The sequence below is a fragment of the Hymenobacter sublimis genome, from assembly GCF_023101345.1.
GTDB classification, from domain to species: domain Bacteria; phylum Bacteroidota; class Bacteroidia; order Cytophagales; family Hymenobacteraceae; genus Hymenobacter; species Hymenobacter sublimis.
Genome location: NZ_CP095848.1, coordinates 2,897,969 through 2,913,073, shown reverse-complemented (window position 1 = coordinate 2,913,073; position 15,105 = coordinate 2,897,969). Strand labels below are relative to the sequence as shown.

General features: G+C 58.6%; 15 protein-coding genes. 9 read left to right on the top strand and 6 right to left on the bottom strand.

Annotated features, from left to right (window positions below; all coding sequences use genetic code 11):
- Nucleotides 1–76: 76 nt before the first annotated feature.
- Nucleotides 77–658, top strand: coding sequence for an LOG family protein (locus MWH26_RS12155; RefSeq protein WP_247974503.1), 582 nt, complete (start codon nucleotides 77–79; stop codon nucleotides 656–658).
- Between the two features lie 100 nt (nucleotides 659–758).
- On the opposite strand, the gene MWH26_RS12150 is transcribed toward MWH26_RS12155, so the two are convergent.
- Nucleotides 759–1,844: a 3-oxoacyl-ACP synthase III family protein gene (locus tag MWH26_RS12150; RefSeq protein WP_247974502.1), complete on the bottom strand. Its 1,086-nt coding sequence runs from the start codon at nucleotides 1,842–1,844 to the stop codon at nucleotides 759–761.
- Between the two features lie 173 nt (nucleotides 1,845–2,017).
- Here MWH26_RS12150 and MWH26_RS12145 point away from each other — a divergent pair, with 173 nt between their 5' ends.
- The 5 genes from MWH26_RS12145 to MWH26_RS12130 all read left to right on the top strand — a co-directional run bounded on the left by MWH26_RS12145 (nucleotide 2,018) and on the right by MWH26_RS12130 (nucleotide 6,210).
- The gene (locus tag MWH26_RS12145) at nucleotides 2,018–2,599 is read left to right on the top strand and encodes a glutathione peroxidase (RefSeq protein WP_375374017.1); all 582 of its coding nucleotides are present in this window, start codon (nucleotides 2,018–2,020) and stop codon (nucleotides 2,597–2,599) included.
- A gap of 129 nt (nucleotides 2,600–2,728) precedes the next feature.
- Complete coding sequence (locus tag MWH26_RS12140; RefSeq protein WP_247974501.1) at nucleotides 2,729–3,391, top strand: HAD family hydrolase; 663 nt, start codon at nucleotides 2,729–2,731, stop codon at nucleotides 3,389–3,391.
- Between the two features lie 44 nt (nucleotides 3,392–3,435).
- Nucleotides 3,436–4,398 carry a 1,4-dihydroxy-2-naphthoate polyprenyltransferase gene (locus tag MWH26_RS12135; RefSeq protein WP_247974500.1) on the top strand — a complete coding sequence of 321 codons (963 nt, stop codon included), beginning with the start codon at nucleotides 3,436–3,438 and terminating at the stop codon, nucleotides 4,396–4,398.
- 74 nt (nucleotides 4,399–4,472) lie between these two features.
- Entirely contained in the window at nucleotides 4,473–4,883 is a 411-nt protein-coding gene (locus tag MWH26_RS20265; RefSeq protein WP_375374016.1) for a CPCC family cysteine-rich protein, read from the top strand.
- Between the two features lie 772 nt (nucleotides 4,884–5,655).
- Complete coding sequence (locus MWH26_RS12130; protein ID WP_247974499.1) at nucleotides 5,656–6,210, top strand: RNA 2'-phosphotransferase; 555 nt, start codon at nucleotides 5,656–5,658, stop codon at nucleotides 6,208–6,210.
- A 266-nt stretch (nucleotides 6,211–6,476) separates the two neighbouring features.
- Here MWH26_RS12130 and MWH26_RS12125 read toward each other — a convergent pair whose 3' ends face one another.
- Both MWH26_RS12125 and MWH26_RS12120 read right to left on the bottom strand, forming a co-directional pair.
- Nucleotides 6,477–8,117 (bottom strand): DEAD/DEAH box helicase, encoded by a 1,641-nt coding sequence (locus MWH26_RS12125; RefSeq protein ID WP_247977091.1) that lies wholly within the window; start codon nucleotides 8,115–8,117, stop codon nucleotides 6,477–6,479.
- Nucleotides 8,118–8,306: 189 nt separating this feature from the next.
- A complete protein-coding gene (locus MWH26_RS12120; protein WP_247974498.1) occupies nucleotides 8,307–9,329 on the bottom strand; it encodes a Gfo/Idh/MocA family protein in 1,023 nt (340 codons plus the stop codon).
- A gap of 128 nt (nucleotides 9,330–9,457) precedes the next feature.
- On the opposite strand from MWH26_RS12120, the gene MWH26_RS12115 reads away from it, so the two are divergent.
- The 3 genes from MWH26_RS12115 to MWH26_RS12105 all read left to right on the top strand — a co-directional run bounded on the left by MWH26_RS12115 (nucleotide 9,458) and on the right by MWH26_RS12105 (nucleotide 12,511).
- Nucleotides 9,458–10,192, top strand: a complete 735-nt coding sequence (locus tag MWH26_RS12115) for a class I SAM-dependent methyltransferase (protein ID WP_247974497.1) — start codon at nucleotides 9,458–9,460, stop codon at nucleotides 10,190–10,192.
- Between the two features lie 54 nt (nucleotides 10,193–10,246).
- Nucleotides 10,247–11,452, top strand: a complete 1,206-nt coding sequence (locus MWH26_RS12110; RefSeq protein WP_247974496.1) for a CaiB/BaiF CoA transferase family protein — start codon at nucleotides 10,247–10,249, stop codon at nucleotides 11,450–11,452.
- Nucleotides 11,453–11,683: 231 nt separating this feature from the next.
- Nucleotides 11,684–12,511, top strand: coding sequence for a hypothetical protein (locus MWH26_RS12105; RefSeq protein WP_247974495.1), 828 nt, complete (start codon nucleotides 11,684–11,686; stop codon nucleotides 12,509–12,511).
- Between the two features lie 210 nt (nucleotides 12,512–12,721).
- Here MWH26_RS12105 and trpS read toward each other — a convergent pair whose 3' ends face one another.
- From trpS to MWH26_RS12090, 3 genes are read right to left on the bottom strand one after another with little or no spacing between them, the layout of a single operon-like run.
- Nucleotides 12,722–13,699: a tryptophan--tRNA ligase gene (gene trpS / locus MWH26_RS12100; protein ID WP_247974494.1), complete on the bottom strand. Its 978-nt coding sequence runs from the start codon at nucleotides 13,697–13,699 to the stop codon at nucleotides 12,722–12,724.
- Nucleotides 13,700–13,706: 7 nt separating this feature from the next.
- Nucleotides 13,707–14,327, bottom strand: a complete 621-nt coding sequence (locus tag MWH26_RS12095; RefSeq protein WP_247974493.1) for a hypothetical protein — start codon at nucleotides 14,325–14,327, stop codon at nucleotides 13,707–13,709.
- 10 nt (nucleotides 14,328–14,337) lie between these two features.
- Nucleotides 14,338–15,087, bottom strand: coding sequence for a queuosine precursor transporter (locus MWH26_RS12090; RefSeq protein ID WP_244696871.1), 750 nt, complete (start codon nucleotides 15,085–15,087; stop codon nucleotides 14,338–14,340).
- Nucleotides 15,088–15,105: the final 18 nt, after the last annotated feature.

Here is a 15,105-nt window from a genome sequence, read left to right as displayed (position 1 = left end):
CACTACGGGTGGTGCTGCTGTTTTTCTTTTGTCATCAACATTAAGTGAGAAGCGTATGCTACCTCACCAGCAGCCTATGAAAAGCGTAGCCGTGTATTGCGGTGCCAGCAGCGGCACCAACGAATTATTCACCCAGCAGGCCCAGGCTATGGGTCGGGCCCTGGCCGAGCGGGATATGACGCTGGTGTACGGCGGCGGCCGCGTGGGCCTCATGGGCGCCGTAGCCGACAGTGCCCTGGCCCACGGCGGCAAGGTAATCGGGGTAATTCCCGATTTTCTGGTGGAAAAAGAAGTAGAGCATCGGGGCGTCACGGAGTTGCACATCGTCAAGAGCATGCACGAGCGCAAGCTGCTGATGGCCGACCTGGCGGAAGGTTTTGTGGCCATGCCCGGCGGCTACGGCACCCTGGAAGAGCTGTTTGAGGTCCTGACCTGGGGCCAACTGGGCCTGCACCGCAAGCCCATTGGCGTGCTCAACGTGGCGGGCTACTACGACCACCTGCTCCGCGCCCTCGACCACATGGCCGACGAAGGCTTGCTGCGCCGCGAAAACCGCAACCAGCTTCTGAGCAACCCTAACCCGAACGTCCTGCTCGACGCCATGCTCACGTACCAGCCCCTGAACCTGGAAAAGTGGCTAACCTCACGCACTACCTAACTGGCTTGCACCGGGGTGCGCCGCAGCCAATACAACCTGCTATTGCCCAAAAAGCCCGACCTGCGCTTGATGCGGGCCGGGCTTTTCATGGTAAGCAAGATTATTCCGGCATGCGGTACACCACGGCGTTGCAGTTCATGCCGGCCCCCACGGAGGCAAATACGATGGTTTGGCCTGGGGTGATTTCGTTGCCGTTGAGCTGGCGCTTTACCAACAAGTCAAAGAGGGTAGGTAGGGTAGCCACCGACGAGTTGCCCAGCCAGGAAATGGTCATGGGCATGACTTCTTCTGGAATGGTGGCCTCGCCATACAGGTTGTAGAGGCGCTTGAGAATGGCATCGTCCATTTTGCCGTTGGCCTGGTGCAGCAGCAGTTTGTGCATGGCCGCCAGGGGTAGGCCGGCTTTGTCGAGGCAGTCTTTGATGGCCTGGGGCACGGTTTTGAGGGCGTACTCGTAGAGCTTGCGGCCTTCCATTTTCAGAAACAGCTCCTGACCCTCGTAGGCCGGGTTATAGGAAGCGCCCATGCGCAGCAGATGGGCCGCCTGCACGGTATCGGAGCGGGTGCTGTGGCACAGGATGCCCACCGGTTCGTCGCTTTCGCGGGCTTCCAGCAGCACGGCTCCGGCCCCATCCGCGTAGAGCATACTGTCCCGGTCGTGGGGGTCGCAGACGCGCGAAAGCACCTCGGCCCCAATGACCAGCACGCGGCGGGCGTCGCCGGAGCGCAGGTAGTAGTCGGCCTGAATGAGGGCTTGCAGCCAGCCGGGACACCCGAACGGGAGGTCGTAGGCAATGGTTTGCGGGTTTTCAATGCCCAGCTTGTGCTTGACCCGGGCCGCCAAGCTCGGGACGAAGTCGGAGCGCTTGTTCGTGGCGCTGACGTCGCCGAAGTTGTGAGCCACCAAAATATAGTCCAGCTGCTCTGGGTCGGCCCCGCACGATTGCAGCGCGTCCTGGGCGGCCAGAAAGGCAATGTCAGAAGTTACTTGGTCGTCGGTGACGTAGCGGCGTTCCTGGATGTCAGTGATTTGCGCAAACCGTTCCACAATTTCCGCCCCCGACTTGGGAAGCAGCGTGCCGGTGGCATCAAAGAACGTGGAAGAGATGAACTCCTCATTTTTAACAACGCGCGAGGGGAGGTAGCTGCCTGTTCCGGTAATGACAGAATGGAGAGTCTTACGCATAACAGAAAGTGCGGAATGAGGACGCAACTATGTGTAAAAGTAGGGCCTTTTTAGCAGTGGCAGCCGGCGGGGGCGAAAAACAACTCGCTGCAACGTGTACCTTCGTTTCTGACCAGGGCCTGAACATTGCGCCGGGCCGCCGGTTGCTTGCTGACTCTTTTTCCTTAATTCCCATGAAAGCTTTGCTCCTGTCGGGGCTGCTGGCCGCGGCCGGCTTTTCCTGCAACTTCACTTCGCCTCCTACCTCCGCCATGACCCCCGAAACCACCGCCCCGGCTACCGGCACCGTGTACGACTTCACCGTAAAAAGCATTGACGGTAAAGACGTAAAGCTCAGTCAATATAAAGGCAAAAAGCTGCTCATCGTGAATACGGCCTCGGAGTGCGGCTACACGCCGCAGTACAAGGAGCTGGAGGAGCTCTACCAAAAGCACGGCGACAAGGTAGTGGTGCTGGGTTTTCCGGCCAACAACTTCGGCGGCCAGGAGCCCGGCACGGAAGCCCAGATTGCCGCATTCTGCGAGAAAAACTACGGCGTTACCTTCCCGCTGTTCAGCAAGGTTTCGGTAAAGGGCGCCGACACGGCCCCGCTCTATAAGTTTCTGGCCGACAAAGCCAAGAACGGGGCCGTAGCCGATGCCCCGAACTGGAATTTTTGCAAGTATCTGGTAGATGAAACCGGCCACGTGGTGGCGTTTTACCCCTCCAAGGTAAAGCCTATGAGCGAGGAGCTGGTAGCGGCCATTCTGAAGTAATAGCTACCCTAACCCAGTGCGGCAGCCTGCCCCGCTTGTGCTTTTGGTGGCACGGCGGAGCAGGCTGCTTTTTTCGGCCCGAAGGTAGCAGGTTTCCTACCTTCGCGCTCATAACTAACCTCTGCCCGCATGGTACGCACCGTTATTTTTGACATGGATGGAGTAATTGTAGATACGGAGCCGGTGCACCGGTATGCCTACTACTGCCATTTTGAGGAGCTGGGCATTGCGGTTTCGGACGCGGAGTATGCCACCTTCACGGGCCGCTCCACCAAGAATGTGTACCAGCACCTCAAGGACAAGCACCACCTGGGCCAGCCGGTAGAAGAGCTGGTGATGATGAAGCGGGAGTTCTTTAACCGGGCCTTCGACGAAAAACCCGACCTAGACCTGCTGGAGGGGGTACGCGCCCTCATTGAAGATCTGCACGCGCACGGCCTGCAGCTGATCCTGGCCTCTTCCGCGTCCCACTCCACCATCGACCGGGTAATGCGGCGGTTCGCGCTGGGCCCGTATTTCTCCCACCTTGTTAGCGGCGAGGACTTTCCGCGCTCCAAGCCCGACCCGGCCATTTTCATGCACGCGGCTTCCCTCTCGCATGCGCCCCAGGCGGAGTGCGTAGTCATTGAGGATTCTGCCAACGGCGTAACGGCCGCCAAAGCCGCCGGCCTGTATTGCATCGGCTACAACAGTGCGCATTCCCCGCTCCAAGACCTGAGCCACGCTGATCTGGTAGTGGGGCACTTCAACGAGCTGACCGCCGCCCGGATTGCCGCCCTTGAAACCGTGTAGGTAGAGGCGCACACTTCAAAAGCACCCGATTCTGCTTTCCACTTATGGCATCTTCTTCCTCGGCCGCGTCTGCTACCCCCACGAGCCCAGCCAAAGCCTGGCTTTCCGCCTTTCGGCCCCGCACCTTGCCGCTGGCCCTAGCCAGCATTATGGCAGGCGGGTTTCTGGCGGCTAGCCACGGGCAGTTCCGCGGCGCGGTGGTTGGGCTGGCGGCCCTCACCACCATTCTGCTCCAGATTCTCAGCAACCTTGCCAACGACTACGGCGACTCGCAGAACGGGGCCGACAGCGTGCATCGCGAGGGGCCGCAACGGGCAGTGCAAAGCGGGGCCATCAGCCCCCAGCAGATGAAAAAGGGCATGGGCGTGTTCGGGCTGCTCTCCTTGCTGAGTGGCTTGCTGCTGCTGTGGGTAGCCCTGGGTACGGCCGGCGCCTGGGTTTTCCTGGCCTTCTTTGTGCTGGGCCTGTCCGCCATTTGGGCCGCCGTAAATTATACGGCCGGCGCCAAGCCCTACGGCTACGCCGGCCTCGGTGACTTGTCGGTATTCATCTTTTTCGGCATAGTAGGAGTGTGCGGCACGTATTTTTTGCAGGCTTACAGCCAGGTGGAAGTCTGGACGCAGGCCTTGCCGCTGCCGGTGCTGCTGCCGGCCGCCGCCCTGGGCTGCTTTGCCACGGCCGTGCTCAACGTCAACAACATCCGCGACATCCGCTCCGACGAGCTAGCCGGCAAAATCACGATTCCGGTGCGCCTGGGGCCGGTACACGCCCGGCGCTACCATTGGCTGTTGCTGCTGCTCGGTGTTGGCTGCGCCGTGGTCTACGTGGCCCTTACCTACCACTCGCCCTGGCAGTGGCTGTTTCTGCTGGCGGCCCCGCTGCTGTTGCGCAACGCTACCCAGGTATGGCAGCGCCAGGAGTCCATGCAGCTCGACCCGCTGCTCAAGCAAATGGCCCTCACCACGTTGGTGTTTACCCTGCTGTTCGGGGTAGGACAGGTGTTGTAAGTGGTTGTGGGAATTACACAGCATGAAGTGCTTGTACAGCTTCAGCAGCGGCGGCAATTTTCAAGAAAAACTTCTTGGCTTATCTACAAACGTCGTTTCAGAAAGGCAGAGAAGTTCAACTAGATAGCACCTGCCCCGCTTGTGGCTACCCCACCTTGGGTGAGCGTAATTCTTGGGAAATCTGCACAATTTGTCGGTGGGAAGATGATGGGCAGGATGAAGAGGAGGCCGACGAAGTTTGGGGTGGCCCAAATGGTGGCTACTCATTAACAGAATGGAGGTTGGAAGTAGCAACTATGCTAGCCGCCCTGCAAACTGATTCAGTAGACCTTCAGCCTGAGCAGAAGGCAATTGAGGCCATACTGAGAATCATACAGGTTACAATAGATACCTGCCAACACACCGATATAGTGGCACTGCAGAAACAAATAGAAACGCTGACACTACTATTCGATAAGCTCAATGATGGGCGAATAAGCCATTGAATAAGTGTTGGCCTAATAGGCAGTCGGTCGATATAACAAACGACGCTCTCCGAAAAAGAAGCCACCCGCCTTAGCAAGCTCCTAACCCTAGGCTTACTAAACCCAGCTTTGTCGTTTAAATTTATTATAGCACATCACAGCTTACTCCATGACAAGTAAGACTCACTCACTTATCTTATTGCTGTTATTAGCAACAAATTGTCATCGTGTAAACTCTAGTAACAATAGAGTATCTAAGAAATCAGATATAGATAATGGTTATATAATCAACATGAATAATACTATGCATATGGAATCGGAAAAAGCAATAATCGACTCTGTTGATTTAGTTACTTGTACAGTAAAATCTATTTTGTCTAATAAAGATAATAATATGAAGATATTGGTTCATTACCCACTACCCGGAAGTTGGACCTATAGAATAGCGAGGTCTGTTGGATTAAACTATAAAGAATTATTGGTCAGTAAAGGGTTTGACGAATCAAGAATTGATTACGATGGAAAGAAAATTACAACTGATAATCCTAGGAAATACTCCACTTATAACAAAATAGATTTCTATGTATACAAGAATCATGAATAATACACCTGCAATTTCATTATATAAGCTATAGCCGGTTTAAGAACGATGTACGTGGTACCGCAGTAGTTGAGCCGCGCGCTGACGTCCTGGTAGGTAATCTAGTCGATGGCGGTTTGGATTGCCTGTTCAGCGCCTAGCGAGTGCAGGCCTGAGCGTGGTGTAGCCTCCTCCATCAGATCTAAACAAACAATGCTCTCCGAAAAAGAAGCCACCCGCCTTAGCAAGTTGCTCAGCCTGGTGCTGCGCCACAACCCAGCTCACTTGGGCCTGACGCTGGAGGCGCAGGGCTGGGTTGAAGTTGATACGTTGCTGGCTCAGGCCAAGGCGCACCAGGTGCCGCTCACCCGCGAAAACCTGCAGTACATTGTGGAAACCAATGCCAAGCAGCGTTTTCGTTTCTCCGAGGATCAACAGCGCATCCGGGCCAGCCAGGGCCACTCGGTGGAGGTAGCGCTGGGCTACTCGCCCGTAACGCCGCCTACTGTGCTGTACCACGGCACCGCCACCCGGCACCAGGCTTCTATCCAGCAGAATGGACTTCAGAAAATGAGCCGCCAGCACGTACACCTAAGCGCCGATATAGCCACTGCCCGGCAGGTAGGCAGCCGCCACGGCCAGCCAGTAGTGTTTGCAGTAGAGGCCGCCCGCATGCACGCCGATGGCCACTCATTTTATCAGGCTGATAATGGCGTATGGCTGACAGAGGAGGTGCCGGCTCAGTATCTGCAATTGCTGCAAGGGTAGGGTTTCTGTGTGGTAGTGCTATAGTAGTACATTGTCTGTAAAGTATAGATTATAGATAAAAACGTCATTCCGAGTGCAGCGAGGAATCTCGCGTGCTGACTATGGAGAGCTATTTCAACGTCAGCACGCGAGATGTCTCGCCGGACTCGACATGACGTTCTTTTTATTTATTGCATATGTCCAAGGAAACGTAGTAGTCTGTTCTGGCAAAAACAAAAGCCCCCGTTGCAGCTGCAATGGGGGCTTTTCTTATTAAGCTTAATTCTTTATTCGGCGCTGGGAGCTGCTGGGGCAACCACTGTGGCCTCGGCGGCGCCACCTTCTGGGCGGGGGCCACGGCCACTGCGGTTGCGGCCGCCCCGCTTGCGGCGGCGCTGGCCTTCCGGTTTCTCGCCTTCAGCGCGCGGCTCGGTGCTTACTTCGCCCTCGGGACGAGGGGCACGTGGTTCGCGGGGCGGACGAGCTTCGCCTTCCGGCCGTGGGGGGCGCGGCTCCCGGCGGGGGCGGCTCTCGCTGCCTTCGGGACGGTCTTCGCGGGGTGGGCGCTGGTAGGGCTGGGCGGGGGCTTGGCCGGCATCCAGGGCCGCTAGGGCTGCCTGGGCTTTGGCAATACGCTCTTGCTGCTGGGCATCGGGTTTGCCATCACCGCGGCCTGGGTGCGCGCCACGGCCACTGCGGCCACCTTCGCCGCGCGGGCCTCGCTCACCTTCGGGGCGGGGGCCACGGTCGCGGCCGCCACCAGAGCCCCCGCTACGTCCCCCGCGCTCCGGCCGGCCACCAACTTTACCGCGCAGGCCGCTGAAACGTTTTGGGTCGAACTCCGGCGCTTCACCCAAGCCGAGCTCTTCGGTGATATTCTTTTTCTCGATTTCCCGCTCAATCAGCTTTTCAATCTTCACCACCCGGTCCTGGTCCTGGTCCGAAATGAAGGTAATGGCCGTGCCTTTGGTAGCGGCGCGGGCCGTGCGGCCGATGCGGTGCACGTAATCCTCGGCGGCGCGCGGAATGTCGTAGTTTACCACGTGGCTCAAGGAGTCAATATCAATGCCGCGGCTGAGTACGTCGGTAGCTACCAGAATGGGGAATTGCTTGTTTTTGAAGGCGCGCATGATTTCCTCCCGCTCCTCCTGGGTGCGGTCGGAGGAGATGCCGCGAGCCTCGATGCCGAGCTTGTTGATGGCCCGCACAATGCCGCCCACGGCCGCTTTCTGCGAGGTAAATAGCACCATGCTCTGCACATCCTGGGTTTTGATGATGTGCTCCAGCAGGTAAATCTTCTGGCGGTCGAAGGCCAGGTAGAATTGCTGGTCGATGCCGGCGGCGGGCTTGGATACGGCCAGACGGATTTCCTCGGGCTGATTTAGAATCTGCTGCGAGAACTCCCGGATTTTGTTGGGCATGGTGGCCGAGAACAGCAAGGTCTGGCGCTCCTTGGGCAGCTGCCGCACAATGTTGAGGATGTCATCGGAGAAACCCATGTCCATCATCTTGTCGGCCTCATCGAGCACCAAATACTTCAGGTCCTCGAACTTGACGTAGCCCATTTGCATGTGGGCAATGAGGCGGCCGGGGGTAGCAATGATGATGTCGGCGCCGGAGGTTAGGGCGCGCTTCTGCTGTTCCCAGCCTTCGCTTTTGCCCCCGCCGTAAATGGCAATGGAGCTGGCCTCTACAAAGTAGCCGAAGCCAGTTACCTGCTCATCAATCTGAGTGGCCAGCTCACGGGTGGGAACCAGCACCAAGGTGGAGGTAGTGCCGTGCTTGGCGTGTGAAATCTTATCGAGTAGGGGCAGCAGGTAGGCGGCCGTTTTGCCGGTGCCGGTTTGGGCGCAGGCTATCAGGTCTTTGCCTTCGAGAATGCGGGGAATGGCCTGCTCCTGAATGGGCGTGGCATTCTGGTAATTCATGGCGTCCACGCCGGCCAGCAGGTCGTCGTGGAGGTTAAAATCGTGAAACTTCAAGGTTCAGCGAATTAGGATGATGAAATGGCTGACCTTGTTGTCCGGTCAGCAAACCGCTTGTGTAATGCTAACAAAGATAGGAGGAATTCGTGCCCTGCCGTTGGGCTTTGGGTAGCGGTGGCAAGCCGGGCCTGGTTAGGCGGCCGGCCCCGCCAGAATTTCCAACTGCCAGCGTAGCTCCTCCGCTCGCACCGGAAACGGCTCACCTTCCCGGATGGTCTGGTACACGGCATCAAACAAGCCACTGTAGTTGCCCCGCGGCGCCGCTACAGCCGAAGTTGTGGCTTCGGCTTCGTGCATTAAAGTCAGCTGGCCTTCCGTGCCGGCGGGCTCCTGCCCATAGGGCGCGGCTGTGGGTAGTAGGCCCTGGTCAAGCTGGCTTTCCTGCACGTCGGCGCGCTGCTTGTGCAAGGAGCCGCGGGTGCCGTGCAGCACGTAGGCCGGCACCGGGGCCGCCGTCAGCAAACTACCCGTCACAAACACGTTCAGCCCGCCAGGGTAGGCCAAATGGAAGTGGAAGTAATCATCGACCTGGGAGCCGGGGCGGTGGCTGGCCAGGGTTTTGTGCACCCGCTCCGGCCACCCAAACAAACTCAGGGCCTGGTCGAGCACGTGGGGGCCGAGGTCGTAGCTAAGGCCGCTGCCGGGGGTAGTGGGGTCTTCCTTGAACACCTTGGCGTTCAGGGCCGCCTTGTACCGATCGAAGCGAAAGTGCACTTCCGTGAGCTGGCCCAGCTGCCCGCTCTCCACTACCTGCCGTACCAACTGGAAGTCGGAATCCCAGCGGCGGTTCTGGTAGGCTAGCAGGTGGAGGCCGCGTTCCTGGGCCAGCTGCAGCAGCTCGTCCAGCTCGGCGGGGGTAGTGGCCACGGGCTTTTCGAGGAGCACGTGTTTGCCAGCCAGCAGGGCCTGTCGGGCCAGCTCAGTGTGGGTGTTGTTGGGGGTGTTGATGATGACCAGCTCCAGGGCCGCATCAGCTAGCAGCTCGGCCACGCTCCCGTAGCTCTGCACGCCCGGGTACGCCTGGGCTGCCTGCTGGCGGGTGCGCTCCACCACGGCCCGTAGCGCAAAGCCAGGGTGGGTATGAATGAAGGGGGCGTGAAAAATGCGGCCCGACATGCCGAATGCCAGCAGGCCGGTTTGAATAGAGTTAGTCATATTGCGCGGGGAAGGGGCCAGGCCTAAGCGCCGGGCCGTAGTGGCACCAGCAACGCCAGGCGGCCGTTCAGTAACAATACTAGAGCCCACCCACCACAAACCAAAACCCGGCCCCTAAAAACTGCCCCATGCTCGACCGTTTCTCAACCCAGGCCGACCTGTACGCCCGCTACCGCATTGACTACCCAGCGGCGCTGTATCAGTGGTTGCTGCCCCGGGTACCGGGGCGGGAGCGGGCCTGGGATTGTGCCACCGGTAACGGGCAGGTAGCGGTGGTGCTGGCTGGGCACTTTGGGCAGGTAGAAGCCACCGACATCAGCGCCGCCCAACTGGCCCAGGCACCGGCCCTGCCCAACATCTGCTACCAGCAGGCCCCGGCCGAACACCCGCCATTTCCGGCCGGTAGTTTTGACTTAGTAACGGTAGCCCAGGCGGTGCATTGGTTTGATATGGCGGCGTTTAACGAGGAAGTGGCCCGGGTGCTGCGGCCGGGTGGGGTAGTGGCGGAGTGGGGGTACGGGCTGGTGAGCATCAGCCCCGAACTCGACCCGCTTATCCGGGAGTTTTACGCCCGCACTATGCGCCCGTACTGGGACGCCAACCGCTGGCACATCGACGATGAGTATGCCCGGCTGCCGTTCCCATTTGCGCGGGTGGAGCACGCCCGGTTCACGGTGCAGCGCCAGTGGTCGGCCGAGTGGTTTTTGAACTACCTGCGCACCTGGTCGAGCGTGGTGAAGTACGAGCAGCAGCACGGCCAGGATCCGGTATTGCGCATTGCCCAAGAGCTAACCCAGCGCTGGGGCCCGGACGAGCGGCTGGTGGAGTTTCCGGTATTTGCGCGGCTGGGCCGGAAAGAGTAAGCGGCAGTTGTCCACCGTTCGAATGAATCAGGTATCGGGGCGTACTTTGCTGGTATGACAAATGAAGAAAGTGCCGCGGCACTAACGGATTGGCAACCACGTAGCACGCAGGCTTCGACGCCCGTAGCAGAACTTCCCCTCAGCGGCCTGCGGGTGCTGGAGCTGGCCTCGGTGCTGGCCGGTCCGCAGGTGGGGCAGTTCCTAGCCGAGCTGGGAGCTGAGGTCTTGAAGATTGAGGCTCCCGCCGGCGACGTCACCCGCACCTGGCGCACGCCGGCCGAAACGGCTGCCACTACCGTATCGGTGTATTTTTCCTGCGCCAACTGGGGCAAGCAGAGCCGGGTCCTGGACCTGACTACCCCCGCCGGCCGCGCCGAAGTGCACCGCCTAGCTGTCACCACCGACATCGTGCTGGCTAGCTACAAGCCCGGCGACGCCGAAAAGCTGGGCGTGGATTACGCCACTCTCTCGGCCCTGAACCCGCGCCTGCTTTACGGTCACATCACGGGCTACGGGGCCACGGCCCGCCGTGCTGGCTATGATGCTGTGCTGCAGGCTGAAACCGGGTTTATGCACCTGAACGCCGCCGGCCCGGGTCAGGAACCCCAGAAAATGCCTGTTGCGCTGATTGATTTGCTTACGGCCCACCAACTCAAGGAAGGGCTGCTCACGGCCCTCTACCAGCGGGAACGAACCGGCCGCGGGGCCTTGGTGCAGGTTTCGCTCTGGGATAGTGCCCTGGCTTCGCTGGCCAACCAGGCCACGGCGGCCTTGGTTACGGGCCACGACCCCGAGCCGCTGGGCTCCGGCCACCCCAGCATCGTGCCCTACGGCACCGTGTACCAAGCCGCCGACGGGGTGCGCCTGCTGCTGGCCGTGGGCACCGATCACCAGTTTCAGCACCTATGCGCCGTGCTTTCGCGGCCGGAATGGCCCCAAGATGCTAGACTTCACACCAATGCGGCGCGGGTAGCGCACCGCGCGGAATTGGAGGAGCTGCTGCGCCAGCGCATTGCGGAAGTACCCGGAGCGGAGCTTCTGGGAGAACTGCAGCAACGAATGGTGCCGGCCGGCGCCGTCCGGACGGTGGGGGAGGCCCTGGCGCAAGCGGCAGCCCAACCCATGCTACTGCCCCCAAGCCCGGAGTTTCCGTACGCGGGTTTGCGCACCGTGGCTTTCCGCAGTTCTACTTGGCCAGTAGCCGAGCGCCTACCCCCGCCGCCAATGCTGAACAGCGCGGCCCCGGAAGTGGACCAGTAGAGATGTATAAAGCCCTCGATTACCCAATTTTTCGAGACCTGAAATGCGCCAAAATACAAGCACCACGGGAGAGTGTAAGCCGAAATTGGCGCGACTTGAGGCAAGGAACCGAAGCGTTACCAGAACTATGCAGGACTTGTTTTGCGTAGATAGGGCCTTACCTGGCAGCGTACAGCGCGCAGCCTTTTCGTTACGGGCGTGTCTGGTTTAGCCCTTTTGACTTGCTTTTTCATGGAAGAAACGCCCCCTACCACGCCCATCCTCGCCTCGCCCCCTCAAACCGACGACGGTACGCCCGGTGCCCCAACCGCCACTTCTAGCGGGGCCCCTAACACCGATGGCAATGCCCCCAACGCGCCCGGCGAGCCGGCTCCTACGCCCGCCGACCGTCTCGACCAGATTTTTGACGGCCTGAAGCAAAAGTCGTCGGCCAAGCAGGCCATCTACCGCAACACGCTGGCTACCTTCGATTTACTGCGCAAGGTGTCTCAGGAGTTGGTAGTAGAGCTGAGCCGCAAGATTACCCCCGTCGATTCTACCGTCATTATCGAGTACCGACCGATAAACGACATGGAGTTTCACATCCGCTTCTCCGGCGACTTGCTCGTGTTCGTGTTGCACTCCAACATCGTAACCTTCCCCGAAGAATACGGACCAATGGCTACCAAATACGTGCAGGACGACTTCCGGCGCCGGTTTTTTGGGCACATCATGGCCTATAACTTCATGGCCGACAGCATTAAGTATCAGCGCCTGAATGACCCCGGTTACCTGGTTGGGCGCCTACTGATTAACATCGACCAGCACTACTTTCTGGAAGGCGTACAGCAGCTAGAATTGCCTGACAACGACATGTCAGATAACCTGGTTACGGAAGACGCGCTGAAGCTTTTTGTGGAAAGCGCCATGATTGCCGCCGTCAACAACGACCTGATTGCACCCCCGCTCGACGACATCCAAAAAATTAGCGTGAAGCAGAAGCTGGAAAACCAGCAGGTTAGCCGCGGTAGCAAAGTAGGTTTCAGCTTCTCCAACGAGCAAAAACACATCAGCTACTGATATAGTGAGGTGGTGACTGAGTGAGGTGTTATGGTGAGGCGGAGCCGGCGCCATGTTACCTCTCGTGGTGACAAACCTGGTAAAGAAACACGCCCTTGACGTATGGTAGCGTCAAGGGCGTGTCACATGTCAGAGGGGTAGCATAGTGGGCAGGACGGATGGCTTCGGTGCCCTTGCCATGTCACCTCACTCAGCTACTACCTCACTGTCTTACCGCCGGAGGTAACCGATTCGCTCGCGCACTTTGTTGAGCACTTCGGAGCCGTAGGCCTGGGCTTTTCGGGCACCTTCGGCGAGCTTGCGGTCTACCTCGGGCAGGTTGTTGCTGTAGAAATTGAACTGCTCCCGCTCGGCGGCGAAACGTTGCACAATCAATTCGTAGAGGGCAGTTTTGGCGTGGCCGTAGCCGAAGCCGCCGGCTTCGTAGCGCTGGCGCATATCGGCAGTTTCCTCGGCCGTAGCTAGCAGGGAGTACAGCTTGAAAGTGGTATCTGTGTCCGGGTTTTTGGGGGCCTCCAGCGGGGTACTGTCCGAAACAATGCTGCGGATGGTTTTGAGCAGGCTCTTGTCGTCGGCAAAGATGTCGATGATGTTGCCGTAGCTCTTGCTCATCTTCTGACCGTCGAGGCCCGGTATGGTCATCAGCTCGGCATCCACGCGGGCCTGGGGCAGCACAAAGGTGTCGCCGTAGCGCCCGTTGAAAGCCGCGGCAATGTCGCGGGTAATTTCCAGGTGCTGAATCTGGTCTTTGCCCACGGGCACTACCTCCGCGTCATAGAGCAGAATATCGGCGGCCATGAGCACGGGGTAGGTAAACAAGCCAGCATTCACGTTCGAGAGCCGGTCGCTTTTGTCCTTGAACGAGTGAGCGTTAGCCAGCATGGGGTAGGGCGTGAAGCACGACAGGTACCAGGTCAGCTCTGCCACCTGGGGCACATCAGACTGACGGTAAAACAGGTTTTTCTCCGTGTCGAAACCGCAGGCCAGCCAGGCGGCCGCTACGGCGTAGGTGTTCTGGCGCAGCAGCTCGGCATCCCGCACGGTAGTGAGCGAGTGCAAATCAGCAATGAAATACAAGGACTCGTTGGCTGCGTTTTTGGACAGCTCAATGGCCGGAAGGATGGCGCCAAGCAGGTTGCCCAGGTGGGGGCGGCCGGTGCTCTGAATGCCGGTGAGAATGCGGGACATGTGGGGGTTATTGAGTTGCTTTCATACCACTAGGAAGCTTTACCCCCAAGTTGTAGGAATGCACGTAGTTGACGATGTTTTCGGGAGTGACGTTGCCGCTACGGCAGCGGTACTGAAGCTCGGGGTCCTGATCAAACAAGGCAGCCACGTCCTCCGGGTCACGGGTTTCCTTAGGCAGGGAGGGGGCCTTGTTGACGTTTAGCACTACGTAAGTGGATGAGCCTTGCTTGCGTAAGACTGGCAACGTGATGTAGCTGATGTAGTTGCCAGCTTGAAAGGTATAGTGGTAGGCGTAAAGCTCAATTGATCCTTGCTCAACTACTTCCAAAAAGATAGGATCGGGGCGTCGACGATCAAAGACAGCCCTGAATGGAAATGCGTCTTCGCGTACGTAAGCATGACCGGCCAGCTGGAATTCTTGAATCAGGCCCGGCTCATATTTCGTCGAGCCGCTTTCATTCTTGACAGTCAATTTAGCCGGTCCCCAGGCTCCAGCTTCTCTGTAGAAAAGCATTCCTTCCCCAGTAGTACCGTTGGTAAGCGTAAAAGCACCGGGTTGGAAACGTTGCGCATAAGTCTTGGTAAGGGAGCTTATGCTCACTAAGATGGCGCAGAGGGCTATTTTCATGAACCTTAATTTACACGCTCACATCGGCCGCGGCCTGCTGCTGCAATTCCTGGGTTTCGTCCCGGCCTACATACCGATCAATGAGGTAGTGGGCCAGGTAAAGCAGGGGCGTGAGCAGGATGGCGGCGGCAAATTTATACCAGTAGTTGGTGTTGGCCACGCTCAGCACCTGGTCAAAAGTCCAGTTGCCGAATACATAGAAGGCCACGAACAGTACCACAAAGGAATCGACGAGCTGGGAAATAAGCGTGGAGCCCGTGGCGCGCAGCCACACGTAGCGCCCACCCGCTACCCGCCGAAACCACTGGAACACCGAGGCATCCAGCACCTGCCCGATAATAAAGGCCGTAATCGAGCCGATAATAATGCCCAACCCCTGACGGAAAATACTCTGGTAGGCAAACTCAATGTTGAAGGGCCGGCCCTGGGCATCTTGGCTATTGACGTCGAGCCAGAACTGGGCCGGGGGCAGCTTGGTAGTGGCCAGAATCACGAGGAAGGCGTACAGAATCAGGCCCACCGTCAGAAAACTCACGCGCAATACTCCTTCGCGCCCAAAATATTCATTGATGATGTCGGTGGTAATGAACACCACGGGCCAAATGATAACGCCGGCCGTCAGGTTGCCGGGCAGGCCCAGCAGCGCATCCACGGAGAATATCTTTACCCCAATGATTTCGGCCAGCAGCGCATTCACAATGAAAATACCGCTGAGCACTAGGTAAAGCTGCTGCTTTTTGTGCGTAAAAGAAGAGGCCATAGAACGAGGGGAGAGAAG

What these genes read in the sequence shown, in the direction of transcription:
- MWH26_RS12155 (WP_247974503.1), top strand. Translation starts at nt 77, where the DNA reads ATGAAAAGCGTAGCCGTGTATTGCGGTGCCAGCAGCGGCACCAACGAA.
- MWH26_RS12150 (WP_247974502.1), bottom strand. Translation starts at nt 1,844, where the DNA reads ATGCGTAAGACTCTCCATTCTGTCATTACCGGAACAGGCAGCTACCTC.
- MWH26_RS12145 (WP_375374017.1), top strand. Translation starts at nt 2,018, where the DNA reads ATGAAAGCTTTGCTCCTGTCGGGGCTGCTGGCCGCGGCCGGCTTTTCC.
- MWH26_RS12140 (WP_247974501.1), top strand. Translation starts at nt 2,729, where the DNA reads ATGGTACGCACCGTTATTTTTGACATGGATGGAGTAATTGTAGATACG.
- MWH26_RS12135 (WP_247974500.1), top strand. Translation starts at nt 3,436, where the DNA reads ATGGCATCTTCTTCCTCGGCCGCGTCTGCTACCCCCACGAGCCCAGCC.
- MWH26_RS12130 (WP_247974499.1), top strand. Translation starts at nt 5,656, where the DNA reads ATGCTCTCCGAAAAAGAAGCCACCCGCCTTAGCAAGTTGCTCAGCCTG.
- MWH26_RS12125 (WP_247977091.1), bottom strand. Translation starts at nt 8,117, where the DNA reads ATGAATTACCAGAATGCCACGCCCATTCAGGAGCAGGCCATTCCCCGC.
- MWH26_RS12120 (WP_247974498.1), bottom strand. Translation starts at nt 9,329, where the DNA reads ATGACTAACTCTATTCAAACCGGCCTGCTGGCATTCGGCATGTCGGGC.
- MWH26_RS12115 (WP_247974497.1), top strand. Translation starts at nt 9,458, where the DNA reads ATGCTCGACCGTTTCTCAACCCAGGCCGACCTGTACGCCCGCTACCGC.
- MWH26_RS12110 (WP_247974496.1), top strand. Translation starts at nt 10,247, where the DNA reads ATGACAAATGAAGAAAGTGCCGCGGCACTAACGGATTGGCAACCACGT.
- MWH26_RS12105 (WP_247974495.1), top strand. Translation starts at nt 11,684, where the DNA reads ATGGAAGAAACGCCCCCTACCACGCCCATCCTCGCCTCGCCCCCTCAA.
- trpS (WP_247974494.1), bottom strand. Translation starts at nt 13,699, where the DNA reads ATGTCCCGCATTCTCACCGGCATTCAGAGCACCGGCCGCCCCCACCTG.
- MWH26_RS12095 (WP_247974493.1), bottom strand. Translation starts at nt 14,327, where the DNA reads ATGAAAATAGCCCTCTGCGCCATCTTAGTGAGCATAAGCTCCCTTACC.
- MWH26_RS12090 (WP_244696871.1), bottom strand. Translation starts at nt 15,087, where the DNA reads ATGGCCTCTTCTTTTACGCACAAAAAGCAGCAGCTTTACCTAGTGCTC.